The sequence below is a fragment of the Microbacterium sp. Leaf159 genome, assembly GCF_001423615.1.
Classification (GTDB): domain Bacteria; phylum Actinomycetota; class Actinomycetes; order Actinomycetales; family Microbacteriaceae; genus Microbacterium.
In genome coordinates this window covers 1,242,841-1,268,388 of sequence record NZ_LMOU01000001.1, presented here as the reverse complement: position 1 = coordinate 1,268,388, position 25,548 = coordinate 1,242,841, and the positions used below count along the sequence as shown (strand labels likewise).

The window sequence follows — 25,548 nt, the reverse complement described above, 5'->3', positions numbered from 1 at the left end:
ACAGGAGCAGAAATGGGACTTGCAGTCGGATCCACCGTCTCCGGACGTGTCGTGGTCATCACCGGGGGAGGAACGGGCATCGGTGCGGCGATCGCCGAGAGGTATGCCGCCGAGGGGGCGCACGTCGTCGTGGTGGGGCGCCGCGCAGAACCGCTGCGCGCAGTCGAAGCCGCGGTAGGGGCGCATCCGATCGTCGCGGACGCCGCCGACACGGCATCTGCTCGAGCCGCCGTCGCCGAGGTGCTCGCCACCTTCGGCCGTCTCGACGTGCTCGTCGCCAATGCCGGAGGCCACGGGTTCTCGCCCGTCGCAGACACCGACGACGACAGTTGGGATGCCGCAATCCGCGCCAACCTCACGACCGCGTTCATCATGGCGAGGGAGGCGCTCCCCGCGCTCATCGAGGCCAAGGGGCAGATCGTCATCGTCTCGTCGTTGGCGGGGCTGTTCGCGGGGCCGTCGGTGGCCGGGTACACGGTGGGGAAGCATGCGCTCATCGGCCTGACTCGCACCCTGGCGCGCGACTACGGACGCCAGGGGGTCCGGGTGAACGCGATCTGCCCCGGGTGGGTGCAGACGCCGATGGCCGACGACGAGATGGACGAGTTCGCGACCCATGCAGGGCTCGGGTCGCGCGAGGAGGCGTATGCGGCTGTGACGGCCGACGTGCCGCTGCGTCGACCGGCACGGCCCGCGGAGATCGCCTCGGTGGTGCGGTTCCTCGGATCGGGGGAGTCGTCGTACATCACCGGGGCCGTGATCGTGGCTGACGGCGGATCGCATGTCGTGGACGTGCCGACCATCGCCTTCGATCACGCGGGGATGTAGGGGCTTCGTTCGTTCGTCTGGGATTCTGGGTCGGACCTCCCGCTCCGGTGACGCCTCCCCGTTCCGTGCTTGTGCTTGTGCTTGTGCGCCCGCATCCCGAGCCCGCGTCCCGCATCTGAGTCCCGCTTCCGGGTCCTGCATCTGAGTCCTGCATCCCGAGCCCGCGTCCCGCTTCCGAGCCCCGCATCTGAGTCCCGCATCTGAGTCCCGCTTCCGAGTCCCGCGTCCCGCTTCCGAGCCCCGCATCTGAGTCCCGCATACGAGTTCCGCATCCCGAGGTTCGGGTTCGCGTCTCGGGTTCGCGTCACTCGCCATCTCCCTGCTCGGTCGCACCTTTTTTGCAGTTCACCATCGCTTCTCGGGAGTGATCTGGGCGCCTCCTGCTGTGTCATTCCGGGAGATTGGAATACGGATCTGATCTGGGGTAAAACGGGGTGGTTTCGGGTCTTGAATGTCGGTGGTCCCGGGTTGACTTACGGGTATGAACAGCACCGCGGAGCTTCTGGATCGGGTCATCGCCGACCTCGACACAGTGCTGTCCGACGACGCGCTCGCCGGGCTGACCGACGCGGACCGGATCACGGTTCTGCAGGGCGCGGGGGCGGCCTTCCGCCGTGCGGAAGCCGTGATCGTGGAGACCATCGCGACGGGCGATGCAGTGGACTTCCCGCACTCGTCCNGTTGCTGCAGCGGACGGTGCGGGTCGATGTGCGGGGAGCGTCCCGGGTCGACACGGTCGTCGATCTGGTGCGGCGCCCGACGAGTCTGTCGGGGGAGCGGATGCCGGCCCGCTGGTCCGAGCTGCGGCTCGCGCTGCTCGACGGGGTGGTCGGTGTCGCGGGGTTCCTGGCGGCGACCGCGCCGATCGAGAAGGTGTGGGATCGCCTCACGGTCGATCAACGCCTGGCGGCCGATGTCGCGTTGGCCGGGTGCGCGCGCGGGCACGGTCTCGTGGTCGACGATGATGGCGATGCTGACGATGCAGATGCTGACGATTTCGGGGCTGATGCGCCGGGTCCGGCGCCGACGGCTCAGGACTTGAAGGCGCTTGCGGAGGATCTCGCGTCGATGTTCGACCCGGACGGGGAAGAGCCGAAGGATGAGGACTCGAAGCGTCGGCGGGGCATCACGATCGGCCGTCTCAAAGACGGTGTGCATGCGATCCGCGGGTATCTGACCCCGGACGTCGCGGCGCAGTTGCAGCTGATCATCGACGCGATCTTGAACCCGAAAGGTGATGGCCCGCCGATGCCCGGCGTGCACTTCGCACCCAGCGATGGGGCGGACGCCGACACTGACACTGACGTCGATGCGGATGCGGATGCGGACGGGGGAGCGGAGGCGAACGCAGAGGCGCAGGCGGAGGGTGGCGCCGAGGGTGACGACACGGATCCGTTCAACTCGGACCCGCGGTGCGTGCTCGATGACCGCACCGCGGCGCAGAAGCGCCACGATGCCCTGGCGATGGTGTGCGCGATCGCTGCCCGCCACAACGCGATGCCCACCCTTGGTGGGTCATCACCCGTCCTCGTCGTGAACGTCGACGCGAAAGACCTCGCCGCTCACCTTGGTCACGGCGCCGGGGCGCCCTTCGGGCCTGCTGCCGGCGAAGCGGGCGGCAATGGCGGGTGGGCGACGATCCCCGGATCGGGTGCCCACCTCCCCGTCTCCGTCGCCGCGCACATCGGCTGCGCCGGCACCATCCAACGGGTGTTGTTCGATGAGGGGCGGATCATCGGGATCTCGACCACCGACCGCGTGTTCACCGTGCATCAACGGCGGGCGATCGTCGCCCGGGACAAGGAGTGCCTGATCCCCGGATGTCACGTTCCGGCGTCGTGGTGCGAGATCCATCACGTTGTTGAGCATGCGAGAGGTGGGCCGACGCATACGGACAACGGTGTGCCGTTGTGCTGGTGGCACCACCGATCCCTCGGCAGCTCAGGGTGGGAGATCCGGATGGACGACGGCCTCCCGCAGGTGCGGGGCCCGAGATGGTGGGATCCCGAGCAACGATGGCGCACCCCGCGACTCAGCCGGGCGCGATCGAAAATCCCCGCGCGGCTTGCCCGCACTGGATGACCTGGGCGAGTGTCATCGACGCGACCTCATCACTCGATCATCGACGCGATGGCTGGCTCGTCACCGATACGACGGTTGTCGCATCGGTGCATCGGTGCATCGTCGCGTCGTCGCGTCGTCGCGTCGTCGCGTCGTCGCGTCGTCGCGTTGTCGCGTCGTCGCGTCGGTGCGTCGTCGCGTCAGCGCGTCAGCGCGTCACCGCATCACCGGACAGTGAGCTCGAACCCACCGTCGGCCGTCGGCACGACGGCCACCTGGGTGAGGTCGTCGACATGGAAGGTCGGCTCATGCGAGGTGGCGTGAGAGCCCACCCCGATCACACGCATCCCGGCAGCGTGAGCAGCCTGGATCCCCGCACCCGAGTCCTCGAACACCACGCAGTCTGCGGGGTCCACACCGAGCAGCTTCGCGCCCAGCAGGAAGCCCTCAGGATCCGGCTTCGACGCCGACACGTTCTCGGCCGTCACGGTCAGCGAGGGCACGGTGAGTCCTGCCTGCCCCATACGCGCCTTCATCAGCGTGACATCGGCCGATGTCACGATCGCGTGCGGGAAGGGGAGCAGCGCCGAGAGCAGCACGTCCGCGCCCTCGATCGCGACTACTCCGTCGACGTCCTGGCTCTCGTTCGCCAGCATCACGGCGTTCTCGCGGATGTTGATCTCGTGATCGCGCTCCGGCAGCATGATCGCCATGCTCTGATGGCCCTGGCGCCCGTGCACGACGCTCAGCACCCTCGCGGGGTCGATCCCGTGCGGCGCAGCCCACGCCAGCCACAGACGTTCCACGACGGCCGTCGAGTCGACGAGGGTGCCGTCCATGTCGAGCAGGACGGCGCGGGCGCTGATGGTCTCGGTCATCCACTCAGGCTACTGCGAGAGCATCTGAGGCGCGCTCAGATCACCCTCACCCTCACCCGCCGAGGTACGCGCGGTGGAGCAGCTGCGGGTCTTCCTGCAGAGCCTCCGAGGTGCCCTGGAACGACACCTGTCCGCCGGCCACGACGACCGCATCGCGGGCGAGACCCAGCGCGAGCTGCGTGAACTGCTCGACCAGGAGCACGCCGACGCCCGACTCCGCGATCGAGGTCACGATCGGCATCAGCCGCATGAACACGACCGGCGCGAGCCCGAGCGACATCTCGTCGATCAGGAGGATCCTCGGCTTCGCGGCGAACGCACGTGCGAGCACCACCATCTGCTGCTCACCGCCCGACAGGAGCGCGGTCGGCGAATCGATGCGCTTCTCGAGTTCGGGAAACTGCTCGAGCGCAGTATCCACCTCCGCCTGCGTTCGTGCGGTGAGCGAGATGTTCTCGCGCACGGTCAACGAGGGGAACACCGCGCGACCCTGTTCGATGTGCACGATGCCGCGGCGTGCCCTCGCCACTCGCGACAGCTTGTCGAGTGGCTCGCCGTCGAGCGTGAGCGTCCCCGCCGAATGCGGCGTCACCCCCGACACCGATTCGATCAGGCTCGTCTTCCCGGCGCCGTTCGGGCCCACGAGGGCCAATACCTCGCCACCTCTGACGGTCAGCGACACGTCGGAGATCACGGGACCCGCTCCACGGCTGACAGTCACCGAATCCAATACGAGTTCGCTCACTTCAGCAGCTCCGTCTCTCCCATGTAGGCCTTCACGACGGCCGGGTTGGCGAGCACCTCGGCCTGAGGCCCCGACGCCAGCACCCGACCGAAGTCGAGCACGGTGAGCGTCGGGCAGACCGAGCGCACGAGGTCCAGGTCGTGCTCGATGATGATCAGCGCCACCCCGTACCGAGCGGGCAGTTCGCGCAACCGCGCCGCGAGCGCCAGGTGCTCGTCGTGCGACAACCCTGCGGCGGGTTCATCGAGGATCAGCAGCCGGGGACGCGCGAGCACGTTCGCCGCCACCTCCACGAGCCGGCGCGTGCCGACATCGACGCTCGACAGACGTGAGCGCGCAGAGGGGCAACCGAAGAACTCCAGCACCTCGTCGATGTCGGATGCAGCGAGTCGACGTCGAGCGACGAACCGCACGTACGCCCCGACCGTGAGCGCCGGCGGCACCCTGTCCTGCTGGAAGGTGCGTCGCAGCCCGAGCCGCGCGCGCCGAGTGGGCGACAGTCCGCCGAGGTCCCGGTCACCGAGAAGCACACGACCGCCGTGCTTCGGCAGGAACCCGCTGATCGCATCGACGAACGTCGACTTCCCGGCGCCGTTCGGTCCGATGAGCCCCATGATCGATGCCGCCGGCATCTCGAAGGACACGTCATCCAACGCCTTGAGCGCACCGAACTGCACCGTGAGCCCCTCGACCGTGAGCACCGGAGCGCCGTCGAGCGCACGCTCGTCCACGGTCGCGGTCGTCGTCGTGGTGATCACGGCGGCCTCGGCGTCGGCATCCGGAGGGAGCGCCGTCAGCTTCGCTGTCGCGGTCCTGCGATCCGCGCGCTTCCAGATCAGGTTGCGGATTCCCTGCCCGAGGTTGGTGCCGCTGGTGAGCGCCTGCACCCCCAGTACGCCGAAGACGACGAAGGCCCAGTCCTGGGGCACGCCCCAGCGCTTGAGCAGCTCGGGGACGAGAACCCAGAGGATGCCGCCGAAGATCGCCATGTCGATCAGGTGCGCCCCCGACATGATGGCGAGCACGTACAGCGCGAGGGACTGCAGAGGCGTGAAGCTCGACGCGAACGGCAGCTGCACCTGGCCTGCGAGCAGTCCACCGGCGATGCCGCCGAGCGCGGCCGAGACCGCGAAGGCCGTGAGCTTGGCGGTCTGCACGCTCTGCCCGGCCGCGGCGGTGCCGCGCTCGGAGAACGCGACGGCCTTCCAGCTCGAGCCCCACCGGCCGCGCTGCAGGAAGAACACGCCGAGAGCGCAGACGGCGAGCACGACGATCGACAGGAAGAAGAACTCCCGATCGTTCGAGAAGAATTCCGGTCGCTCGATCGCGGTGCCGTCGGCGGAGCCCGGGAACTGGATCTGCACCAGAGTCACGTCGGCCGCTGCGGCGAACCCGAGAGTGACTACTGCGAGGTTGACGCCCCGCAGCCGAAGGGCGGGCAACCCCACGAGGATGCCGACGAGCCCCGCCGCGATGCCGCCGAACACCAGCCAGACGACGAAGCCGCCGGGGGCCTGCATGACGTTGAGCAGCGATACGATCCAGGCGCCGACAGCCGCGAACGTGAGCTGGCACAGGGCGATCATGCCGGCCGACCCCGTGACGATGCCGAGACCGAGAATCGCGATCGCCGCGATGACCGCGCTGATCGCGAGGAAGACGAAGTAGCCCGGCAGTGCCGTGCTCAGGATGGCGCCCACCCCGATCGCGGCGACCGCGACGGCGAAGGGCCAGGACAGACGGAACCAGGGACGGTCAGCGAGCGGCATCCCACACCTCCTTGCGCTGCGTCCACAGGAGCAGGACGACGATGAACAGGAACGGAAGGAAGTTGCGCACGAGGGCGACCTCGTCGATCTGCGCGACGAGACCGCTCAGCACACCGAGCACCACGCCGCCGATGACGGCGAGATCGAGGCGGCGGAAGCCTCCGAGAAGTGCGGCGGCCGCCGCGGGGACGATGAGCATGGCAAGGCTCGTCGCATCGTTCGACTGCGACGGCGCCACGATGATGATCGCGATCGCGCTGATCACACCCGTGACGAACCACACGGCGATCGAGAGCGGACGGGAGCGGATGCCGAGCAGCTCCGCCGTGGTCGGACGCTCGGAGAGCGCGCGCAGCTGCGTGCCGACCCTCGTGCGGCGCAGGACCACGCGTACGGCGATCGCGGTGACGACGGCCATGACGACGGTCGCGACGGTGACCTGGCTGACCACGACGCCGCCGAACGAGAAGGCGGGACCGGCGATGATCGGGGTGAACGGCTGCGGCTTGTTGCCGAACAGGATGAACGACAGGGAGATCAGCAGAAGCAGCGGCCCGACGGTCATCGCCGATCGAGTCGTCGTGGATGCCTCGGAGAGCCACGTCGCCGCGATCCATCCGATCGCGGCCGAGAGCAGCCCGCCGACGAGCACACCGAGCACGGATCCGAGCCAGATCGGTACTCCGAGTTCGCTGACGAACCACACGGCGCTGAACGCACCGAACATCGCGGTCGCGGCCTGTGCGAAGTTGACGACCCGCACGAGACGCGACATCAAGGTCAGGCATACGCCGAGGACGGCGTAGAGACCGCCGGCGGCGAGACCGGCTATGGCGCCTTGCAGCATGAGGCGTCCTTTCTGATCTGAGAGGTTCGGCTCCGAGGGCATCTGTTCTGCGACGAGCTCGGAACCGGGAGGGGGAGGGCCTGCCGCCGAGAATGCGCTCGGCGGCAGGCGAAGGGTGGCTACTCGCCGATGCGCAGCCAGTCGTCCGCGACCTTCTCCCAGGCGTTCGTGCCGGATTCGAGGATGATCGGCCAGCCCGCGGTGTTCTGGGTGCCGAAGACATACGGCGTTCCGACCATCGGGTTCTCGATCGGATCCATGCCTCGCAGCGCCTCGGTGACGCTCTCGCGGGTGATGTCGCCGTCCATGCCCTCGAGCACTTCGATGAAGTACTTGGCCGCGAGGTATCCGCCCTGGCTGAAGGACGTGAGCGGAATGTCGTTCGCCTCCATCAGCTCGCGCCACTCGGAGTTGATCTCGTTGTCATCCGTGAACGGGTAGAACTCGGCAGGGACGTAGATGCCCGCACCCGCGTTGTCGATCGCGCCGGCGAAGTTCTCGCTGTAGACGCTCGTCAGGTACAGCCACGTCACGTCGTCCCAGCCCTGGGCGTTCGCCGCCTTGACCTGGCCGATCGCGTCGGGCTCGACGGGGTTGATCGCGAGAGCCTTGCAGCCCTGTTCGCGCGCCTTCACGATGTACGGGGTGTAGTCCGAGGCGCCGTACGGCACGGTGTCGTCGACGTACTTCGGCTCCTTGCCGGTGATCTCGGTCCACTTGTCGATCGCGGCCTGGTAGGTCGGACGCGTGGATCCTGCGATCTCGAGCAGGATGCAGATGTCGTCGAGCCCGAGCACCTCCGAGCCGTACTGCAGCGTGAGGGTCATGTCGTTGAACGGACCGACGTTCGCGGGCGAGATGTTGTCGCTCGCGAAGCATCCGGTGTCGACGCCGATGCCGGGCATCGACAGGATGTCCTCCTGTTCGTAGTACTTCGCGTTGATCTCGCACTCGATGAGGCTGGCCGAGCCGACGAGCGCCACCGCTCCGTCGCTCCCGACGAGTTCGCGGGCGGATGCCGTGGCGGTCGCCGGGTCACCCTTGTCGTCGAGCGTCTTGTACTCGATGGTCCGACCGTCCAGGCCGCCGGCTTCGTTGAACGCGTCGAAGACCGCTGCTGCCGCCTGCGACGCCTCGGGGAAGGTCGCGGGGCCGCTGATCGTGTTCACGGAGCCGACCACGATGGGGGCTCCTTCGCCGCCTCCGCTTCCGTCTCCGCCGGCGCAGCCTGCCAGGGTGAGGGCTGCCACGGCGATGAGCGCCGCGGTGCCGGATACTCGCTTGTTCATGTGGTTCCTGCCTCTCGAGTTCGGGTGATGCTCTGTGTTCGGGTGGTGCTGTGTGTTCGGGTGGTGCTCTGTGTTCGGGTGATGCTCTGTGTTCGGGTGATGCTGTGTGGTCGGGCGGTCCGCGGCCTCAGTCGCGCAGCGCGCGGTTCACGAGCTCGGTGTCGGTGAATTGCTCGAAGCCGACGACCTTGCCGCCGGCCAGCCGCCAGACGTGGGCGACGCGGGCGGCGAAGAACCGGCCGGTCGAGCGGTAGGTGCCCGAGTAGGTGCCGATTCCGATGACCACGTCGCCGCCGTCGATGACCTCATCGATCGCGACGGAGTAGTCATCCCACTCCTCCTGGATGCGCGCGAAGACGTGGGCTGTCACGGCATCCGGCCCGATGTACGTGCCGGCGTAGGGGAATCCTGCTGCCTCGGTCCACCGCACGTCGTCGGCGAACGACTCGAGCATGCCGTCGAGGTCTCCACGGTCGTTGGCGGCGTAGTGCGCCGCGATGATGTCTGCATTGCCCATGAGGGATCCCTTCGTCTGCGTGTCCAGATGCGCGTGCGACGGCAGCGGTCGCGTCAGACCGGCTGCGCGTCGGGGTAGTCGACCGAGCCGAGCGGATAGATGTGCCCGCCGCCCCGCGAGTGCTCGGCGTCGCCGTCGCCGTTCAGGCCGAGGAAGATGCCGGTCGTCATCAGCTGATAGCCGAGATCGTGCAGCCAGACGCTGGCGACCGCGATGCGGAACTCCCGGAAGCAGAACAGGTAGAGGCCGTCGGCGAACTTCCAGACTGTCGAGAGGTCCATGTCGCCGTGCCCGCGCTGCACACCCTCGAGGCACTGCCACGCATAGCGCCGGCTCGAGATGTACGCGTGCTCGTAGAGGTGGTGAGGGCTGTAGCGGTAGACGTTCCGCTTGCCGATCAGGTCGCGGCTCGGCCCCGGCACCTCGCCGGTGGCCGTGCCTCGATCGGTGGTGGCCGCCCAGAAGTCCTGCCCGACCTGCGGGGTGCCCTCGACGGCTTCGGCGGCGATGCGCGATCGTACGACCGTGGCGCGGTGCGTCGTCGTCGAGTAGACGACGGTGATCGCCTCGCGTTCGCGACTCTCGAGCGGGATGTTGACGAACACGACGTCATCGCGCACCGCGACGGCGTCGTAAGGGTCTGTGCCTGACTCGCCGAGACCCGACCACGTGACGGCCACGGCATCGAACGAGAGAGACAGCGTGGAATCGTCATCGAGCGTCAGCGTGATCGTGATGCCTGAGAGTGAGGCGTTCGGCAGGCGGAACGTGTCGATCCCCGCGGCGAACTCGTCGTACGTGCGCCATTCGTCGAGCGCGGGATCGGTCGTGACAGGGGCGATCATGGGGGTCCTGACGTCGCATGCTGCGGAGCATCCTCGCTCCGGGCACCGCATCCTCGCGGTGTGCTTGCCTCATGCTCCGGCGCTGCACGGCATCCGCTCAAGGGATGCGGTGCCATCGCGCGCCGAGAGTCAACCGGCGTGCCCTCCGGGGCAAGGCGTGTCCGGTGGACCGGCCGATGACGGACAGAGGTCGCATCGGAACGCGCGCTCAGCTCGTGTCGGAACGCGCGATCAGGTCACGTCGTAACAGGCGATCAGTGCGCGGCGCGGTACTCGCTGGGGGAGATGCCGAAGGCCGTCTTGAACGCGCGGCTGAAGTGCGCGGCATCCACGAACCCCCAGCGTGCGGCGATGGCCGCGACGGGACGATCCGCCAGCATCGGGTCGAGCAGGTCCTTGCGGCACTGCTCGAGGCGCCGCGTGCGGATCCAGGTCGAGACCGTCACGCCCTGCTCCTGGAAGAGCCCGTGCAGGTGCCTGGTCGAGATGAAGTGCGCCGACGCGATCGAGGCGGGGCCGAGGTCGGTGGAGGCGAGATTGCGGTCGATGTACGAGCGGATGCGCTGCACCAGTGCGCGGTGCGGATCTGCCGACACCTCGTCGAGCCCGAGCTCACGCGTGAAGACCGTCGTGACGAGGTCGAGAGCGCTGTGTGCCAGGCGCGCTCCGGTGGTGCCGGCGAGCTGATCGAGGTTGCCGGCGAGCTGCGTGAGGTAGGGCACGACCATTCCGCCGAGTCCGCCCTGCCCTGAGATCCGCACGGCCGTGAGCTGACCGACCATGTCGGCCGGAAGGCTGATGAGGTGCTTGGGGAACATCACGACCATGGTGCGGAAGTCGTCGTCGAACACGAGGGAGTACGGGCGATCTGTGTCGTACACGGCCAGGTCGCCCGCCTGCAGTACGGCTTCGCGGTCGTCCTGGATGAGCATTCCGGTTCCGGCGAGCATCAGGCTGAGCTTGAAGTACGACCTGTCGCTGCGGGCGATGAGCTCGGGGGTGCGCTCGACGACATGCGAGGTCGCGCGCACCTCGTTCACGTGCACCTCGTCGACGGAAGCGCCGCGGATCACACCTCGGAAGTGGTCGGGACCCGACGTCGACACCTGAAGCGGGACGAACGACTCCGACACGGCCGCTCTGAACTCGCTGATGTTGCGCGCGATGAGCGTGGATACCGATTCGGCGGGGGCTGCGGGCACACCGTTCATGACTGACTACCTCGGGTGGTGGAACGACGACGTTGTATACGATCCGTGTCGTGATGCTACCACCGGCTCGTTCGGAACCGCGAGGCTTCTATGATGTCGACGGAGGCCGGCTATGAGAAACATCGGTGAGAGGGTCATGCAGGTCCTGCGGCAGCTGCGAGGACCCGACACCTCGGACGCCGTCTTCGAGGCGACCGCACTGATCGTCGGCGCCGTCTTCCTGCTTCTGGGCTTCGCGATCGGATTCCCTGTCTTCTGGGGGCATGAGATGGCGATCAGCGGCACGGGGTCTATCGGCTCGTTCGCGGCGTACGGGGGAGCGGTCACCGCGGTGCTCGCGTTCGCACTCGGTCGTCTCGTCTCGCGGCCGGCGACCGTGGCGCCCGACGGCACACGTGACGGCTTCAGCGTTCCCGGCGACCGCTTGCGGTGGTACGACCTCGTCGCGATCGCCTTCGCGCATGCAGCCATCGCATATCTCGGCTGGCTCGGTATCGCCGAGCTGCTCGAGCGGAGCTTCACGGATGCTCCGGTGTTCCCCTTCCCGGGAGCCGTCCTCGTCGCGGTGGCGTTCGCACTCACCGCCTATGTCACGTTCCTCAGCGCCGTCGCGCTCTCGCCGACCGTGCTGTCACTCGTGCTCGCGATGTTCCTCGTCGTGGGGGCGTTCGCGGCGATGCTCGCCTCGAGCGACGTGCACTGGTGGCGGGACAACCTCTCAGCGCTCGGCATGAGCACGAACAGTGCCTCGTTGGCCTTCAACACCACGCTCATCATCGCCGGAGTGCTGGTGACGACGATCGCTCGATATGCGACGGCGGGCCTGCCCGTCGATGACCCCGTCGATCGACGGGGTCGATTCATCGTGCGCGGAGGGCTGATCCTGATCGGCATCTTCCTCGCCTGCGTGGGTGTCTTCCCCGTCGACGAGTTCTTCCTCGTGCACAACACTGTCGCCACCGGGATGACGGTCGCCTTCGGGGTGATCGTCGTCGGGATGCCGTGGTTCGTGCGCACCATCCCACGGGTCTTCGTGGTGTTCGGCTGGGTCTACGTGCTCGTGATCATCCTGCTGGCGGCGTTCTTCGCCGTCGGGTACTACAACCTCACGGCGGTGGAGCTGATCGCCGCGGTGCTGATCTTCAGCTGGATCATCGTGTTCCTGCGCACCGCGGGTTCGGTCGGCACCGAGCACCGCAGCGATCCCGTGGCCGCCTGAGGGCAGAGCGGGTTCACTGCGTGCGGGTCAGCGCAGTGTCTGCGTGGCTTCGGCTGTGCGCTGCAGAGCGTGCACGGAGTGGGCGTGGCGCTTCTGAGCCACCCCGACGAAGAGGCAGTCGACCAGGGCGAGCTGCGCGATCCTGCTGACCATGGCGCCGGCTCGCAGACGGGGTTCGCGGGCGTGACTGAGCAGTGCGTGGTCCGCCTCTGAGGCGAGCGGGGAGCCGGATGCGCCGATGACGCCGATAGTGGTGCTCGCCGCCGACCGAGCGGTCTGCAGGAAGTGAAGCGTCTCGCGGGTCGTGCCCGAGTGGGAGAAGCCGATCGCCACGGTCTTCTTGGCGCCGAGTGCGGCCGCGGCGCTCGCCTCGTGCGCGTCGGTGAGGACGATCGCCGCATGGCCGATGCGCAGGAGCTTGTGGCCGAGGTCTGCCGCGACGAGACCGCTCGCACCGATGCCGAAGAGCAGGATGCGGTCGGCGTCGTCGATCGCATCCACCGCTGCGGCGAGCACGTCGTAGTCGACTCCGGCGATCGTCTCCTCGATGGCGAGCAGCTCCAGCGCCGCCACCTTCGCGGTCGCCTCCTGCAGTGAATCCGCCGCCGAGATCTCGGCACCGAAACCGGCCGACGCGGGGAACTGCGCGGATTCGCGCCCGAGTTCGGCAGCCAGGGCCATGCGCAGCGCAGCGTATCCGTTCACGCCGATCGCTCGGCAGAATCGCACGACGGAGGCGACCGAGGTGGCGCAGGTCGCGGCGATCTCGGTGATCGTGCTGTCGACGACGATCGTCGGATCGTTCGAGATTGTGCGGGCGATGCGCGCGAGCGACGGCGGAAGCTTCTCGGCCGCTGTCGCGATCGTCGTCTGGATGCTCATCGCTCTCCTGCGTTCGGCGATTCAGGACACTGCTGAATAATTATTTCACGTCGGGTGCTCAGTGCGTAGACTATTTCCATGTCTCCTCCATCCGCCGTCGTGGCCGTCGATCTCGGCAAGTCACGGTGCCGCGTGGTCGTCTCGGAGCCGGATGCCGTCACCGGCCGCCGATCGGCCCGTCGCGCCCTTCATGACGGGGTCGGAGCGCCCGGTCTCGCCTCAGCCGGTGGTGTCACCGCCGCGCTCGACTCGATCCTTCCGCTGACGGCTCACCTCGACGAGCCGATCTCGTCGATCTCCGTCGGTGCTGCCGGCGCCTGGGCCGCACCGACCGCGGCATCCGAACTCGCTCGGCGACTCGCCGACGCGTTGGGCGTCCCCGCCGCCGTGGCGTCCGACGTCGTGTCGGCGCATGTCGGCGCCCTCGACGGCGACGCGGGAGTGCTCCTGATCGCGGGCACCGGTGCGGCGGCCCTCGGGATCGACGGTGGGATCGACGGCGGCCTCGACAGCGGTCGAGCCATGCTCGTGGATGGCTGGGGTCCTGAGCTCGGCGACTTCGGCAGCGGCTCGTGGCTCGGGCGCGAGGCACTGCGCGCGGTGCTGCGAGCATCCGTCGGCCTCGGGCAGAGCACCGCACTCACGGACGCCGTGGCGATGCCGATCGGCGCACCGTCCGCGATCCCCGGCTGGCTCGCTCAGGACGGCTCGCTGCCCCGACGCCTCGCGACCCTCGCCCCGCTCGTGCTCGACGCCGCGGAGTCCGGTGACGTCGTCTCCGCCGGGATCGCCGCAGAGAGCATTCGCCTCCTCACCGCCTCAGCGGTCGCCGCGTCGTCGCGCGCCGATCGGGTGGCGTTGCACGGCGGCCTCACCGAGCATGTCTGGTTCCGCGCCGGGATCGAAGACGCCCTGCGCACTGCGGGGCGGACGGTCGTGGCTTCTGCCGGTGATGCTCTCGACGGGGCGCTGCTCATCGCAGACCGCACCGATCTTCCCCATGAAAGGTTCGTCCACCGTGCCGAATGATCCCTCCCGACTGGCCGACCTTCTCGACGTGCTGTCGACGCTCGCAACCGAAGCATCGTCGACCGACCGCGGCGACCTCGACCTGCTCGACACGATCGAGCTCGTGGACAGGATGAACGCCGAGGACCACCGCGTCCCCGAAGCGGTCGCCGAACGCCGCGCCGAGATCGCCGCCGCCGTCGATGGCATCACCGCGCGGTTCCGCGAAGGCGGACGCCTGATCTACATCGGTGCGGGTACCGCCGGCCGCGTAGGCGTGCTCGACGCCAGCGAGTGCCCGCCGACCTTCGGCACCGATCCGTCGATGGTCGTCGGGCTCATCGCCGGGGGCGAGACGGCGATCCGATCCGCGGTCGAGAACGCCGAGGACGACGCCGAGGCTGCGGGTCTGTCGCTGAGCGAGATCGGGCTGACCGAGTGGGACACGGTCGTCGGGATCTCCGCCTCAGGGCGCACGCCCTATGTGGTGGGGGGACTGGAGTTCGCCCGCGGGGTCGGCGCTCTCACCGTGGCGATCGCCTCGAATGCGGCATCCGACATCGGCGCGGTGGCGGACATCGCGATCGAGGTGGTCACGGGGCCCGAGTTCATCTCGGGATCGACGCGATTGAAGTCGGGTACCGCGCAGAAGCTCGTCGTGAACATGCTGACCACGCTGTCGATGATCAAACTCGGCAAGACGCATCGCGGTGTGATGGTCGACCTTCTCGCGACGAACGAGAAGCTTCACGCCCGTTCGATCCGTACGGTCACCGAACTCACCGGTTCCACCGTCGACGAAGCCGCCGCTGCCCTCGCCTCGGCCGACGGCTCGGTCAAGCTCGCGATCCTGATGCTGTCGACCGGGGCATCGGCGGACCGCTCGGCGCAGGCGCTCCGTGATGCGGACGGCATCCTGCGCGTCGCGATCGCCGACCTCTCGTGAGGGGCACCTTCGACGCGTGCTTCCGCCGGGGAGCACCCGACGAGAGCGACGCCGCGAACCCCGGCTCGGGTCAGTGGCCGCAGGTGCAGGATTCTCCGCCACCGCAGCATCCGGCTTCTGCCGAGCCGTGCGCCTGAGATGACGGGGGCACGTCCATCGCGGGGTTCTGGTCGAGGAAGCCGTTCGGCTTGAACCAGAATCCGGCGTAGTCGACGGGCATGATCGGCCAGTCCTCCGGGCGCGGGAAGTGCGTGAGGCCGAACGTGTGCCACAGCACGATGTCCTCGCCGTCGAGCGAGCGGTCACCGGCCGAGTACTCGGGCAGACCGGAGCCGCCCTGGTGCGCGTTGGGGTAGCGACCGGCCGGCCAGTTCTGCCCCTGCTCATGCTGCGTCGCCCACAGGTGCTTGGTCGCGAACGTCGCGCGAGCGGCGACGGACGACGCCGGATCCGCCATCAGCAGCGCCGTCGGCTCGGGGATCAGGTGGTACGCGGTGGGCCGTCCGACGTGGTTCGTGCGGGTGGTGCTCTGCACCTCCCAGGCGCGGGCGACCGAGGTGTCGGCCTCGCGCTGCGCCTCGAGTTCCGTGAGGAGCTGCGTCTCGGACCAGGTGAAGGCGTTGCCGAACGGGTTCTCCGGCCCCATCGGGATGCGCTGCGCGTCGACCTCGAAGAGGCGGTTCTCGTCACCGTCGATCGCGACGTCGAGTCGCGCGCAGAACAGGTGCTGATGCACGGGGGCGAACACTCCGGGTGCGAGCTCGGTGGCGTGCTTCTGCCGCACGCCGGGCTCACCCGCGCCGGCGAACACGACTCCGGTCGCCTTGGCCACGACCTCGATCGAGCCGTCGAGGGAGAAATTCCAGTAGAAGCCGTAGTCGTAATTGCCGATCGTCGAGAAGTACGAGATCACGAAGCGGCGCGAGCGGCGCACGTCCGAGCGCCCTGCGAGGTCGGTGTGCTTCCAGAGGATCCCGTAGTCCTCCTCGTGCATGCAGACGACGTTCGGGATGCGCACCGGGTTGCCGTGATCGTCGGCGACGTAGCCGTCGAGATAGCGGATCACGCCCAGGCAGTCGCAGCCGAGCTCGAGGTGGTTCGCGTTCTTGCCGAGCAGGTACTCGCCTGCGTCGAAGTAGCTGATCCAGAATCTGCCCGGGGCGGTATCGCCGTAGGGCACGACCATCTCGGGCACGCTCGCCCGACTGAGCACGGAGCGTCCGTCGAAGGCGACGTCGTGCAGCACGAGCCCCTCGCGGGCGTTGAAGCTCACCCGCATCGACCAGTTCTCCCACTCGACGAGCGATCCGCTGACCGCGAAGCTGGGCCCTTCCGGCTGCGTGATCTCGATCGGCTTGAGGGTCGTCCGGGCCGCGCCCTGCACCTCCGAGTAGTAGTTGCCGTGGCCGGCGGGAACCGGCACGTCGCCCTCGTCGTCGATGCGGATCACGCTGCCCGCGGTCAGGTCGATGTGCACCACGAGGCCTTCGACCGGATGCGCCCAGGGCGAGTCGTTCTCGTCGTACTTCAGGAAGGTGAGCGAGCGGATCACGCGGCGACCCACCTCGTCCGCCCGGCCGGTGTACCCGGGAGCGAGTGGGCCGCAGAAGGCGAGCTCCATGTGCTCCGCGAGACCGCGGCGCGTCATCGCGGCCTGCCATTCGGGGGAGGCTTTGACGATCTCCTCCGCGCGGCCGTACTCCTCGAAGAGGTACTGCGGCTGTCCGTAGGGCGGGGCGTCGTTCGGCACCCGCTCGGTACGAAGCACCTCGCCGCGCGTGATCGAGACGATGACCTCGGTCGCTGCGCCCGTCGCGGTGTCGAGCAGGGTCGCGTCGATCCGTCGGTCGATGGGCGCGCCGGGCTTCCACGTCGCGAGCTCCTGCTTGGTGGGCTCGTCCGGGAGGAGCATCGGCACACGCACGGTCTCTCCGAGAAGGCCGGCGGATTCGAGCACGGATCTGGCTGCGGCGATCTCCTCGCCGGTGAGCGGGTCGAGCGGGTGCGGCGTGGCGATCCGGTCGATCGTGACGGGCTGGGGGTGGGACATCGTCGTACCTCACTATTTCGAGCGAGCGCTCAATAAACGGATTGGCATGATGGTACGCCGATGGTGCCGACGCGCACAAGAGTGTCGGGGGAGAGGATTCCGGTGGAGGGGGAGCGGGTCGCTGAGGTCGAGGCTCAGGCTCGCCAGGGCGAGAGGATGCTGTCGAGCACCGCGAGGTGCGCCTCGGCGCCGTGAGGTTCGGTGACCTCGAGCACCTGCTGCCCGTAGGTGATCGAACGCAGCAGCGACATGAGCGCATGCTTCGGGGTCGCGGGCGAGAGCTCGCCGTCGGCCACGGCTTCGTCGAGTGACTCGCTGATGCCGTCCTGCCAGGTCGCGAACGTCGGTGACCCCGCATCCGGACTGGAGGCGAGTGCGGCGAGGCGGCCCCAGAAGCCGACCACCACGTAGGCCTCGGTGCGCGTGCCGTCATCGACGGGAAGGACCTCGCGCATGAGGGCGTCGAGTCTGGCCAGGCCGCGCAGCCCGGTGGTCGCCGATCTGATCCGCTCGTCGGTGCGGCGGGTGATCTCGGCCGCTGCGGCGCGCACGACATCGTCGAATCCGTCGAAGTAGTGCCAGAGCGATCCCGTCGCCACGCCGAGCTCCTTGGCCACTGCGCGAGACGACACCGCCTCGTGTCCGTCGCGCGCTGCCACGGCGAGCAGCGCCTCGGCGATCTGCCGTCGGCGCTCATCGTGATCTACGACGCGGGGCACCAGCCCATCCTGTCGCATCGCGGGGGGTCTGGCTATTTTGAGCGACTGATCAATATGATGCGGGTGTGGATCCACTCCTCCCCGCAGCGCGGTGGCTGATGGCGCTCGCCGCCGTCGTCTCGGCAGCGGCGTGCATCGCCGCCTGGCGGGCTGTGCCGTGGCAGGGGAGACAGAGCGCCCTCATCATGGCGGCGGCGATGATCGTGATCGCGGCCACGGGCGGCGACGCGATGACCGGACTCATGCTCGGGGTCGTCCTTCTCGTGTCGGCGATGCTCGGCACCGTCGGCGTGCGGGGAACGCCCGCGGCGGCGACGTGCTGCCACCGCGCTCTGGTGTCGCTCGTGATGGCGATCTGCTCGTTCGAGAGCCTGTCGACGGGCGAATCCCTGGTCGAGGCCGGCGGCCACGGCGGGCACGGACTCGACGGGCTGCTGTCGGCGCTCGTCATCGTCGGGGTCATCGGGGTGGTGCTCTGGACGGTCGTCTCGGAGTGGGTTCTCGTTCCCGTGCATCAGGGGCGTACCGCCCGCCTGCTCACCGTCGAGTCGTGGGCGATGGCCGCCGGAGTCACCGTGATGTGCCTGGGGTTCTGAAGGGCGAGGCGCTCCGTTAGCCTCGCACCATGGATGCATCCTTGCTCGTGGCTGCAGAATCCGCAACGGACATCCTCGCCGTTCCCGCCGACGGCAGCGCGAGCGGACTGTGGATGGGTGGGGTGCTGGGGATCTTTCTCGGTGTCATCGCGGTGTTCGTGACGTGGTACATGATCATCGACCGCCGTCGTGACGCCCAGCGCCGTCGACGGGACGCGTCAGTGCGTGCCGCCGAACTCGATCAGCACCACACCCAGGGCGATCAGCGCGACGCCGATCGCCATCATGACTGAGAAGTGATCCTTGAAGATCACTCGGCCCAGGATCGCCGTGATCGCGACACCGGCGGCGGCCCACACGCCGTAGGCGACACCCACCGGCATCCCCATAGCGAGGATCGTGCCGAGCAGTGTGAAAGCGGCGAGGTACCCGACGACGATCACCGGGATCCACCGCTTGCGCCGCAGGCCCTCCGATGCGCGCAGGCTGAGGGTCGCGGTCACCTCGCTCGCGATCGCGAGGACGAGGAGCGCCCAGATCACGACGCCACCTCGGTCGATGTCTCGCGCGCGTGGGATCCGAGCTCGACGAGCAGCACGCCGACCACGATCGCGCCGATCCCGATGATCTGCACGGTTCCGAGCAGCTCGCCGAAGAGCACCGCGCCCATGATCGCGGTGAGCACGACGCCGATCGCCGACCAGATGCCGTAGGCCACACCCACCGGCATCCCGCGGTCGAGCACGATCGACAGCAGCCACAACGAGCCCGTGTAGCCGATCACGACGGGGATCAGCCACAGCGGATGGGCGAAGCCCTCGGCGGCGCGTAACGACAGGGTGGCGCTGACCTCGAGAACGATCGCGATCAGCAGCGGCGGCCAGGCCGATCGGCGAGGGCGTTCTGTCATCGGCGGGCCTTTCGACGAGGTATGCGCGAGGGGTGCGTGGGGGAGAACGCATCGGATGCTCGCACGATTCCCTGTCGTGCAGGTGAACGGCGGGCGGGAGACCGCGATTCGGAACACTCGCGCACGGCGCGTACCCTGGATGCATCCCCCGAAGCTCACCCGGCAATCTCGCGCGCCGGCGACCTCGGCGCGCTCACACATGCAAGGACGCAGATGAACGTTACCGCCGCACCCCACGACGACTGGACGGCGAGAGAAGAGCTGGCCGAGCGGATGATCCCGCTGATCGGTGCCCTCAAGCGCGAACGTGACGTGGTCACCTCGCTCCACGGGCACCGACTGCTGGGGCTCTCGGCCACGGGCATCGTCGAGGTGCACGACCGGGTCGCGCAGCTCGGGCACGAACGCCTCGAGGTCGATGAGACCCTCGCCGTGCTCGAGGGCGTCCATGAGCTGGCGCCCGGCGCATCCTCTCTCGATCTCGCCCGCCTCGTCGCCGGTCACGCCGACAGCGGCCTGACCCTCGACGCCTACCTCGCCGAGGCGCTCGCGCCCGCTGTCGGGGCGATCGCCGCCGCACCCACCGACGTCGTGCTCTACGGATTCGGCCGCATCGGCCGGCTGCTCGCCCGCATCCTCATCGCCCACAACGGCGGAGGCAGCGGTCTGGGCCTGCGAGCGATCGTCGTGCGCCGCGGCTCGGACAACGACCTCGTCAAGCGCGCCTCGCTGCTGCTGCGCGACTCGGTGCACGGCCGCTTCGCCGGCTCCGTCACGGTCGACGAGGACGCCGAGCAGATCATCGCGAACGGCACCCGCATCCAGGTGATCTACTCCGATGACCCCTCGGCGATCGACTACACCACCTACGGGATCGACGACGCGATCGTCGTCGACAACACCGGACGCTGGCGCGACGAGGCGGGGCTCAGCCGTCACCTCGAGGCGACCGGCGTCGCGCGGGTGCTTCTCACCGCCCCGGGCAAGGGTGCGCTGAAGAACATCGTGCACGGGATCAATGACAGCACCATCGAACCCGACGACCGCATCATCACCGCGGCGTCGTGCACGACGAACGCGATCACGCCCGTGCTCAAGGCTGTCGACGAGGCGTACGGGATCGTCCGGGGGCATGTCGAGACGGTGCACTCGTTCACCAACGATCAGAACCTGATCGACAACTTCCACAGCGGTGATCGGCGGGGTCGCTCGGCCGTGCTGAACATGGTGATCACCGAGACCGGAGCAGCGAAGGCCGTGGCACGAGCGCTCCCCGAGCTCGAGGGCAAGCTCACCGGTTCTGCGATCCGGGTGCCCACCCCCGACGTCTCGCTGGCCGTGCTGCACCTGAGCCTCGAGCGCCCTGCGGTCAAGGACGAGCTGAACGACTACCTGCGCCGTGTCTCGCTGCACTCGAAGCTGCGCCAGCAGATCGACTACGTCGAGAGCCCCGAGGTCGTCTCGACCGACTTCGTCGGATCGCACCGCGCGGGAATCGTCGACGGGCTCGCGACCATCGCGAATGAGACGGACGTCGTTCTCTATGTCTGGTACGACAACGAGTACGGATACTCCTGCCAGGTGATCCGGGTGCTCGAGGTCATGGCAGGGTCGCACCCCGTCGTGCTGCCCGAGCGCCGTGAGGTGACGCTGCACGGGTGAGTGCGCGATGTCCGTCCCGCCCGGCATGATGAGGGCATGAAGACCGCGACTCTGATCGCCGAGCGGCTCTGTTCGCATCGGCTCAGTGCACCGGCGCGCACGGTGGCCGACGCCGCGTCGCACATGCTCGCGGTGCAGAGCCAGGACTTCACCGCAGGGCGCTGGGCTCTGGCCGCGCGCACACGCGGCGAACCGACACTGAGTGCGGTCGATGGCGCCTTCGCCCGGGGCGACCTGGTGCGTGCCTGGACCATGCGCGGCACGCTGCACATCATTCCGGCACGTGATCTCCGCTGGGTGCTGTCGGTGACCGCCGAGCGTCAGCGCGCCCAGGCGGCGGGCAGGCGGCGCGATCTCGGCATCGACGGGGCGATGGTCGCAGCCGTCGTGGCGGCAGTGGTGCCGCGTCTTCGCGATGGCGGCCTCACGCGTGCCGAGATGTTCGAGGTCTTCACCGGCGTCGGCATCGACCCGAGCGGGCAGCGGGGCATCCACCTGTTGAGCGAGATGACCCTCGACGGTCTGATCTGTCAGGGGCCGGTCGTCGAGCGAGACGGCGTGGGGCGGGAACAGCGGTTCGTCCTGGTCGACGAGCACATCGCGGAGCACGCGACGCCCGAAGATCCGCTCGCAGAGCTCTTCGTCCGTTACATCGACGGGCACGGTCCGGCCGGGGTCGCCGACTTCGCCTGGTGGTCGGGGCTCACTCTCGGTCAGTCGCGGGAGGCGCTCACCCGCGCGCGGGGAGGAGTGGCGGAAGTCGATGACGGGGTGTTCGTCTCGACCGTCCGACCGCGACGCTCGTCGGGCGCAGCGAACGTGCTGGCGCTCGGAGCCTTCGACGAGTACTACATCTCGTACGCCGACCGCACGGCGGTCTGCGCTCCCGAGCACCTCGCGCTCGTGGGACCGGGCAAGAACGGCATGGTGCGCGCGACGATCGTCTCGGACGGTCGGGTGATCGGATGCTGGACGCACGCGAGTGCCTCGCTCGGATCTGAGCCGGAGCTCTTCGCGCCGGGACGCGGGAGCGAGTCGGCCGACGCGGTCGTGGACGTGGACGCGGTGCGTGCGGCGCTCGCGCGGTTCACCCGCTTCCTCGAGGGGTGAGCCGTCAGGCGGTCGCCGTCACTCGCTCGCGTGCCGCCCGAGGAAGTTGTAGACCTCGTTGTCGTCGACGCCCGGGAAGGCGCCGCGCGGGAGCGGCGAGAACATGTGCGTGTGCACGCGCGCACTCGGCCAGGCCTTGCCGTTCCATCGCTCGGTGAGATCGGCTGACGGACGCCGGCAGCAGGCCTCGTCAGGACACGTCGACACGGCGCGGTCCGTCGTCTCGCGTCCGCGCCACCAGCGGGCGTCATCGAAGGGCACGCCCACCGTGATCGAGAACTCGCCGTCGGTCGCGGCGCCGGTCTGGGTGGAGCACCAGAAGGTGCCCGACGGTGTGTCCGTGTACTGGTGATGTTCGTTCGTCCGGTTCTGCTGAGTGAACGCCGCGCGTGCCTGGAACTTTCGGCACACGCGCTGGCCCTCCACGGCGCCGGTGACGTCCATGGGCAGCGGGAGGTCGTCGTTCTCGTACACCCGCGTGATCGCTCCGGTGCCGTCGACGCGGAGGAAGTGCAGTGACATGCCGAGGTGCTGCGTGAGCAGGTTCGTCATGCGCATGCCCGCGGCCTCGTGCGTGACGCCGAACGCGTCGCGGAAGTCCTCCACGGCGAGGTTGCGATCCTTCTTCGCCTGCTGCAGGAAGGCCACGGAGGCCGTCTCGGGCATCAGGCAGGACGCCGCGAAGTAGTTGATTTCCAGGCGCTGCTGCAGGAAGTCGGCGTAGTCGGTGGGAGGAGTGTGCCCGAGCAGGCGGTGCGCCATCGCCTGCAGTGCCATCGACCGCAGACCGTGGCCGCCGGGGATCGACGCCGGCGGCAGGTAGATGCGCCCGTTCTCGAGATCGGTCACCGACCTGGTCGAGTGCGGCAGGTCGTTGACGTAGATCAGCTCGAAGCCGAGCTTGTCGGCCATGATGCTCACGGTGCGGTGGGTCAGAGCGCCCTGCACGTGTCCGGCCGAGCGCAGCTGCTTCTCGGCGAGCTTCTCGATGTCCCCGAGGTAGTTGTGCTGCGCCCGCATGCGCAGCCGGAGCTCGGTGTTGGCCCGTCGCGCCTCCTCGGGCGTCGCGATCGCCTCGCGTTCTCGACGCTGCAGCTCGCGGTGGAGGCCGAGCATCGACTCGATGGTCTCGTCGCTCATGCCCTTGGTGACGCGCACGGGCGCGACGCCGAGCTGGCGGAACACCGGGCTCTCCTGCGCACGTTCGAGCTCGATCTCCAGCGCGGCACGGCGGTTCGGCGGCTCGCCCGAGATGAGATCCGTCACCTGTGTGTCGGTGGCCTGCGCGATGGCCTGAAGCAGGGAGAGCTTGGGTTCGCGTTTGCCGTTCTCGATCAGGCTCAGCTGCGAGCCGGCCACCCCGACGACTGCGCCGAGCTCATCGAGTGTGAACCCCTTCTCGAGGCGATGGTGCCTGATGCGGTGACCGAGAGTCGCGAGGTGGATGCCGGAAGGAGCCATTCCTTGATCTTAGCGAAAGAAGCTGGATTCTTATCGTCATGAATGACAGAAAGTCGCGTCCAGAGGGGGTGAGGATGGAAACAAACGCCCCTCACTTCAAAGGAGTAGTCATGGCGATCGCCGAAGTCTTCACCCCCCGAGCAGCATCCGTCGCACCGGTGCGCACCTTCGGGACGGCTCCGACGTATGACACCCCCGCGATGGCGGAGCTCGCCGCGTGGGTCCATGAGATCGCCACACTCACGCAGCCGGCCTCGATCCACTGGGTCGACGGTTCGCGCGCCGAGAACGACTGGCTGCTGCGCGGCCTGGTCGACGAGGGCAAGCTAATCAAACTCAATCCCGAGTGGCGCCCCGGCTCGTACCTCGCCCGCTCGCACCCCAGCGATGTCGCCCGCACCGAGGGTCGCACCTTCATCTCGTCGGAGAGCGAAGAGGACGCAGGCCCCACCAACAACTGGGCGCCGCCGGCCGAGATGCGCGAGAAGATGACCGAGATCTTCGAGGGATCGATGCGCGGTCGCACGATGTTCGTCGTCCCGTTCTCGATGGGGCCTGTCGGGGGCCCGCTCTCGCACATCGGCGTCCAGGTCACGGACAGCGCCTACGCTGTCGCATCCATCGGCATCATGACCCGCGTCGGCGATGCCGTCACCCGTCAGATCGCCGACGGAGCGCCGTGGGTCAAGACGGTCCACTCGGTCGGAGCCCCGCTCGCCGCCGGTGAAGCCGACGTCGAATGGCCGTGCAACGACGACAAGTACATCGTGCACTTCCCCGAGACGCTCGAGGTCTACTCGTTCGGCTCCGGCTACGGCGGCAACGCGATCCTCGCCAAGAAGTGCTTCGCGCTGCGCATCGCCTCGGTGATCGCCCGTGACGAGGGGTGGCTCGCCGAGCACATGCTGCTCATCCGGGTGATCGACCCCGCGGGCAAGGCTTACCACGTCGCTGCGGCATTCCCCTCGGCGTGCGGCAAGACGAACCTCGCGATGCTGCGACCGACCATCCCCGGATGGCGCGTCGAGACGCTCGGCGACGACATCGCGTGGATCCGCCCGGGTGAGGACGGTCGCCTCTGGGCGATCAACCCCGAGGCCGGCTTCTTCGGTGTCGCACCCGGCACGGGCGAGTCCACCAACGTGACGGCCGTCGAGACCCTCTGGGGCAACACGATCTTCACGAACGTCGCGCTGCGCCCCGACGGAGACGTGTGGTGGGAGGGCCTGACCGATCAGGCCCCCGCGCACCTCGTCGACTGGGAGGGCAACGACTGGACGCCGGACTCCGACCGCCCGGCCGCGCACCCGAACTCGCGCTTCACGGTCTCGGCAGCGCAGTGCCCGCAGATCTCCGAGGACTGGGAAGAGGCCGTGCCGCTCGACGTCATCCTCTTCGGAGGACGCCGCGCGACCAACGTTCCGCTCGTCGTTGAGGCGACCGATTGGACGCACGGCGTGTTCCTCGGGTCCAACATCTCGTCCGAGCGCACGGCTGCGGCCGAGGGCACCGTCGGCGAGCTGCGCCGCGATCCGTTCGCGATGCTCCCGTTCTGCGGCTACAACATGGCCGACTACTTCGGCCACTGGCTCACGGTCGGCCGGGGACTGCGTTTCGACCGTGCTCCGCGCATCTTCCAGGTCAACTGGTTCCGTCGGGGCTCCGACGGCCGGTTCCTGTGGCCCGGATTCGGCGACAACTCGCGCGTCGTCGACTGGATCATCCGCCGCATCTCCGGCGAGGTGTCCACGGTCGACAGCCCGATCGGTCGCCTTCCCCTCGTCTCGGACCTCAACCTCGACGGCATCGACGTGCCCGAGGCTGATCTCGACGAGCTCTTCTCGGTCGACACCGAGGCCTGGAAGACCGAGGCCGACCTGACCGAGGAGTTCTACGACACCTTCGGCGAGAAGGTCCCGGCCGCGCTCCGCGCCGAGCTGGCGTCGCTGCGCTACAGGCTCGACAAGGCCTGACACAGACCGGCGCCGGTTCGGG

Annotated in this window: 24 protein-coding genes; 10 read left to right on the top strand and 14 right to left on the bottom strand. The window is 68.4% G+C overall.

The annotated features are described in order from the left end of the window. Nucleotides 1-12 precede the first annotated feature (12 nt). Nucleotides 13-828 (top strand): SDR family NAD(P)-dependent oxidoreductase, encoded by an 816-nt coding sequence (locus ASF80_RS06115; RefSeq protein WP_056308906.1) that lies wholly within the window; start codon nt 13-15, stop codon nt 826-828. A 780-nt stretch (nt 829-1,608) separates the two neighbouring features. Further along, nucleotides 1,609-2,910 (top strand): DUF222 domain-containing protein, encoded by a 1,302-nt coding sequence (locus ASF80_RS19565; RefSeq protein ID WP_414845682.1) that lies wholly within the window; start codon nt 1,609-1,611, stop codon nt 2,908-2,910. Between the two features lie 203 nt (nt 2,911-3,113). Here ASF80_RS19565 and ASF80_RS06100 read toward each other — a convergent pair whose 3' ends face one another. From ASF80_RS06100 to ASF80_RS06065, 8 genes are all read right to left on the bottom strand, one after another. Further along, complete coding sequence (locus tag ASF80_RS06100; RefSeq protein ID WP_056308899.1) at nt 3,114-3,767, bottom strand: HAD-IA family hydrolase; 654 nt, start codon at nt 3,765-3,767, stop codon at nt 3,114-3,116. A 52-nt stretch (nt 3,768-3,819) separates the two neighbouring features. Beyond that, on the bottom strand, nt 3,820-4,512 hold the full coding sequence (locus ASF80_RS06095) for an ABC transporter ATP-binding protein (protein ID WP_056308897.1): 693 nt from the start codon (nt 4,510-4,512) through the stop codon (nt 3,820-3,822). After that, nucleotides 4,509-6,281: an ABC transporter permease subunit gene (locus tag ASF80_RS06090; protein ID WP_056308894.1), complete on the bottom strand. Its 1,773-nt coding sequence runs from the start codon at nt 6,279-6,281 to the stop codon at nt 4,509-4,511. Before ASF80_RS06090 ends, ASF80_RS06095 begins: the two co-directional genes overlap by 4 nt. Further along, nucleotides 6,268-7,128 (bottom strand): ABC transporter permease subunit, encoded by an 861-nt coding sequence (locus tag ASF80_RS06085; RefSeq protein ID WP_056308892.1) that lies wholly within the window; start codon nt 7,126-7,128, stop codon nt 6,268-6,270. The genes ASF80_RS06090 and ASF80_RS06085 overlap by 14 nt, the downstream gene beginning before the upstream one ends. Nucleotides 7,129-7,247: 119 nt before the next feature. After that, nucleotides 7,248-8,417 carry an ABC transporter substrate-binding protein gene (locus tag ASF80_RS06080; RefSeq protein ID WP_056308889.1) on the bottom strand — a complete coding sequence of 390 codons (1,170 nt, stop codon included), beginning with the start codon at nt 8,415-8,417 and terminating at the stop codon, nt 7,248-7,250. A gap of 127 nt (nt 8,418-8,544) precedes the next feature. Beyond that, nucleotides 8,545-8,934, bottom strand: coding sequence for a nuclear transport factor 2 family protein (locus ASF80_RS06075; RefSeq protein ID WP_056308887.1), 390 nt, complete (start codon nt 8,932-8,934; stop codon nt 8,545-8,547). A gap of 53 nt (nt 8,935-8,987) precedes the next feature. Then, on the bottom strand, nt 8,988-9,779 hold the full coding sequence (locus tag ASF80_RS06070) for a MoaF C-terminal domain-containing protein (protein WP_056308885.1): 792 nt from the start codon (nt 9,777-9,779) through the stop codon (nt 8,988-8,990). 254 nt (nt 9,780-10,033) lie between these two features. After that, the gene (locus ASF80_RS06065; RefSeq protein ID WP_056308880.1) at nt 10,034-10,990 is read right to left on the bottom strand and encodes a helix-turn-helix domain-containing protein; all 957 of its coding nucleotides are present in this window, start codon (nt 10,988-10,990) and stop codon (nt 10,034-10,036) included. Between the two features lie 112 nt (nt 10,991-11,102). Between ASF80_RS06065 and ASF80_RS06060 the strand changes: the two genes are divergently transcribed. Then, entirely contained in the window at nt 11,103-12,209 is a 1,107-nt protein-coding gene (locus ASF80_RS06060) for a DUF998 domain-containing protein (protein ID WP_056308878.1), read from the top strand. A 27-nt stretch (nt 12,210-12,236) separates the two neighbouring features. Here ASF80_RS06060 and ASF80_RS06055 read toward each other — a convergent pair whose 3' ends face one another. Beyond that, nucleotides 12,237-13,091, bottom strand: coding sequence for a MurR/RpiR family transcriptional regulator (locus ASF80_RS06055; RefSeq protein WP_056308875.1), 855 nt, complete (start codon nt 13,089-13,091; stop codon nt 12,237-12,239). 78 nt (nt 13,092-13,169) lie between these two features. Between ASF80_RS06055 and ASF80_RS06050 the strand changes: the two genes are divergently transcribed. Beyond that, on the top strand, nt 13,170-14,120 hold the full coding sequence (locus ASF80_RS06050; RefSeq protein ID WP_056308873.1) for an N-acetylglucosamine kinase: 951 nt from the start codon (nt 13,170-13,172) through the stop codon (nt 14,118-14,120). Further along, on the top strand, nt 14,110-15,045 hold the full coding sequence (gene murQ, locus ASF80_RS06045) for an N-acetylmuramic acid 6-phosphate etherase (protein ID WP_056308869.1): 936 nt from the start codon (nt 14,110-14,112) through the stop codon (nt 15,043-15,045). The genes ASF80_RS06050 and murQ overlap by 11 nt, the downstream gene beginning before the upstream one ends. A gap of 70 nt (nt 15,046-15,115) precedes the next feature. On the opposite strand, the gene ASF80_RS06040 is transcribed toward murQ, so the two are convergent. Both ASF80_RS06040 and ASF80_RS06035 read right to left on the bottom strand, forming a co-directional pair. Then, nucleotides 15,116-17,095 (bottom strand): primary-amine oxidase, encoded by a 1,980-nt coding sequence (locus tag ASF80_RS06040; protein WP_056308867.1) that lies wholly within the window; start codon nt 17,093-17,095, stop codon nt 15,116-15,118. A gap of 134 nt (nt 17,096-17,229) precedes the next feature. Continuing rightward, nucleotides 17,230-17,814 carry a TetR/AcrR family transcriptional regulator gene (locus ASF80_RS06035; protein WP_056308866.1) on the bottom strand — a complete coding sequence of 195 codons (585 nt, stop codon included), beginning with the start codon at nt 17,812-17,814 and terminating at the stop codon, nt 17,230-17,232. A 65-nt stretch (nt 17,815-17,879) separates the two neighbouring features. Between ASF80_RS06035 and ASF80_RS06030 the strand changes: the two genes are divergently transcribed. Next, the gene (locus ASF80_RS06030) at nt 17,880-18,410 is read left to right on the top strand and encodes a hypothetical protein (protein WP_157520982.1); all 531 of its coding nucleotides are present in this window, start codon (nt 17,880-17,882) and stop codon (nt 18,408-18,410) included. 29 nt (nt 18,411-18,439) lie between these two features. Then, nucleotides 18,440-18,703: a hypothetical protein gene (locus ASF80_RS18870; protein WP_157520981.1), complete on the top strand. Its 264-nt coding sequence runs from the start codon at nt 18,440-18,442 to the stop codon at nt 18,701-18,703. On the opposite strand, the gene ASF80_RS06025 is transcribed toward ASF80_RS18870, so the two are convergent. Further along, nucleotides 18,629-18,952 carry a DMT family transporter gene (locus tag ASF80_RS06025; protein ID WP_157520980.1) on the bottom strand — a complete coding sequence of 108 codons (324 nt, stop codon included), beginning with the start codon at nt 18,950-18,952 and terminating at the stop codon, nt 18,629-18,631. The two genes, ASF80_RS18870 and ASF80_RS06025, sit on opposite strands and share 75 nt — an antisense overlap. Further along, a complete protein-coding gene (locus ASF80_RS06020) occupies nt 18,949-19,320 on the bottom strand; it encodes a DMT family transporter (protein ID WP_056308862.1) in 372 nt (123 codons plus the stop codon). The genes ASF80_RS06025 and ASF80_RS06020 overlap by 4 nt, the downstream gene beginning before the upstream one ends. Nucleotides 19,321-19,533: 213 nt before the next feature. On the opposite strand from ASF80_RS06020, the gene ASF80_RS06015 reads away from it, so the two are divergent. Together ASF80_RS06015 and ASF80_RS06010 are read left to right on the top strand one after the other, a co-directional pair. Then, on the top strand, nt 19,534-20,982 hold the full coding sequence (locus tag ASF80_RS06015; RefSeq protein ID WP_056308859.1) for a glyceraldehyde-3-phosphate dehydrogenase: 1,449 nt from the start codon (nt 19,534-19,536) through the stop codon (nt 20,980-20,982). A 36-nt stretch (nt 20,983-21,018) separates the two neighbouring features. Continuing rightward, entirely contained in the window at nt 21,019-22,092 is a 1,074-nt protein-coding gene (locus tag ASF80_RS06010) for a winged helix DNA-binding domain-containing protein (RefSeq protein ID WP_056308857.1), read from the top strand. Between the two features lie 18 nt (nt 22,093-22,110). Here the strand turns inward: ASF80_RS06010 and ASF80_RS06005 are convergent, their stop codons facing one another. Beyond that, nucleotides 22,111-23,553 (bottom strand): XRE family transcriptional regulator, encoded by a 1,443-nt coding sequence (locus ASF80_RS06005; protein WP_056308856.1) that lies wholly within the window; start codon nt 23,551-23,553, stop codon nt 22,111-22,113. 110 nt (nt 23,554-23,663) lie between these two features. Here ASF80_RS06005 and ASF80_RS06000 point away from each other — a divergent pair, with 110 nt between their 5' ends. Continuing rightward, complete coding sequence (locus ASF80_RS06000; protein WP_056308854.1) at nt 23,664-25,526, top strand: phosphoenolpyruvate carboxykinase (GTP); 1,863 nt, start codon at nt 23,664-23,666, stop codon at nt 25,524-25,526. Nucleotides 25,527-25,548: the final 22 nt, after the last annotated feature.

Excerpts from the sequence above, each read along its gene's own strand:
- ASF80_RS06015 (WP_056308859.1), top strand. The coding sequence starts at position 19,534 with ATGAACGTTACCGCCGCACCCCACGACGACTGGACGGCGAGAGAAGAG.
- ASF80_RS06055 (WP_056308875.1), bottom strand. The coding sequence starts at position 13,091 with ATGAGCATCCAGACGACGATCGCGACAGCGGCCGAGAAGCTTCCGCCG.
- ASF80_RS06020 (WP_056308862.1), bottom strand. The coding sequence starts at position 19,320 with ATGACAGAACGCCCTCGCCGATCGGCCTGGCCGCCGCTGCTGATCGCG.
- ASF80_RS06070 (WP_056308885.1), bottom strand. The coding sequence starts at position 9,779 with ATGATCGCCCCTGTCACGACCGATCCCGCGCTCGACGAATGGCGCACG.
- ASF80_RS19565 (WP_414845682.1), top strand. The coding sequence starts at position 1,609 with ATGCCGGCCCGCTGGTCCGAGCTGCGGCTCGCGCTGCTCGACGGGGTG.
- ASF80_RS06100 (WP_056308899.1), bottom strand. The coding sequence starts at position 3,767 with ATGACCGAGACCATCAGCGCCCGCGCCGTCCTGCTCGACATGGACGGC.
- ASF80_RS06040 (WP_056308867.1), bottom strand. The coding sequence starts at position 17,095 with ATGTCCCACCCCCAGCCCGTCACGATCGACCGGATCGCCACGCCGCAC.
- ASF80_RS06115 (WP_056308906.1), top strand. The coding sequence starts at position 13 with ATGGGACTTGCAGTCGGATCCACCGTCTCCGGACGTGTCGTGGTCATC.
- ASF80_RS06075 (WP_056308887.1), bottom strand. The coding sequence starts at position 8,934 with ATGGGCAATGCAGACATCATCGCGGCGCACTACGCCGCCAACGACCGT.
- ASF80_RS06060 (WP_056308878.1), top strand. The coding sequence starts at position 11,103 with ATGAGAAACATCGGTGAGAGGGTCATGCAGGTCCTGCGGCAGCTGCGA.
- ASF80_RS06050 (WP_056308873.1), top strand. The coding sequence starts at position 13,170 with ATGTCTCCTCCATCCGCCGTCGTGGCCGTCGATCTCGGCAAGTCACGG.
- ASF80_RS06080 (WP_056308889.1), bottom strand. The coding sequence starts at position 8,417 with ATGAACAAGCGAGTATCCGGCACCGCGGCGCTCATCGCCGTGGCAGCC.
- ASF80_RS06010 (WP_056308857.1), top strand. The coding sequence starts at position 21,019 with ATGAAGACCGCGACTCTGATCGCCGAGCGGCTCTGTTCGCATCGGCTC.
- ASF80_RS06085 (WP_056308892.1), bottom strand. The coding sequence starts at position 7,128 with ATGCTGCAAGGCGCCATAGCCGGTCTCGCCGCCGGCGGTCTCTACGCC.
- ASF80_RS18870 (WP_157520981.1), top strand. The coding sequence starts at position 18,440 with ATGGATGCATCCTTGCTCGTGGCTGCAGAATCCGCAACGGACATCCTC.
- ASF80_RS06065 (WP_056308880.1), bottom strand. The coding sequence starts at position 10,990 with ATGAACGGTGTGCCCGCAGCCCCCGCCGAATCGGTATCCACGCTCATC.
- ASF80_RS06090 (WP_056308894.1), bottom strand. The coding sequence starts at position 6,281 with ATGCCGCTCGCTGACCGTCCCTGGTTCCGTCTGTCCTGGCCCTTCGCC.
- ASF80_RS06000 (WP_056308854.1), top strand. The coding sequence starts at position 23,664 with ATGGCGATCGCCGAAGTCTTCACCCCCCGAGCAGCATCCGTCGCACCG.
- ASF80_RS06005 (WP_056308856.1), bottom strand. The coding sequence starts at position 23,553 with ATGGCTCCTTCCGGCATCCACCTCGCGACTCTCGGTCACCGCATCAGG.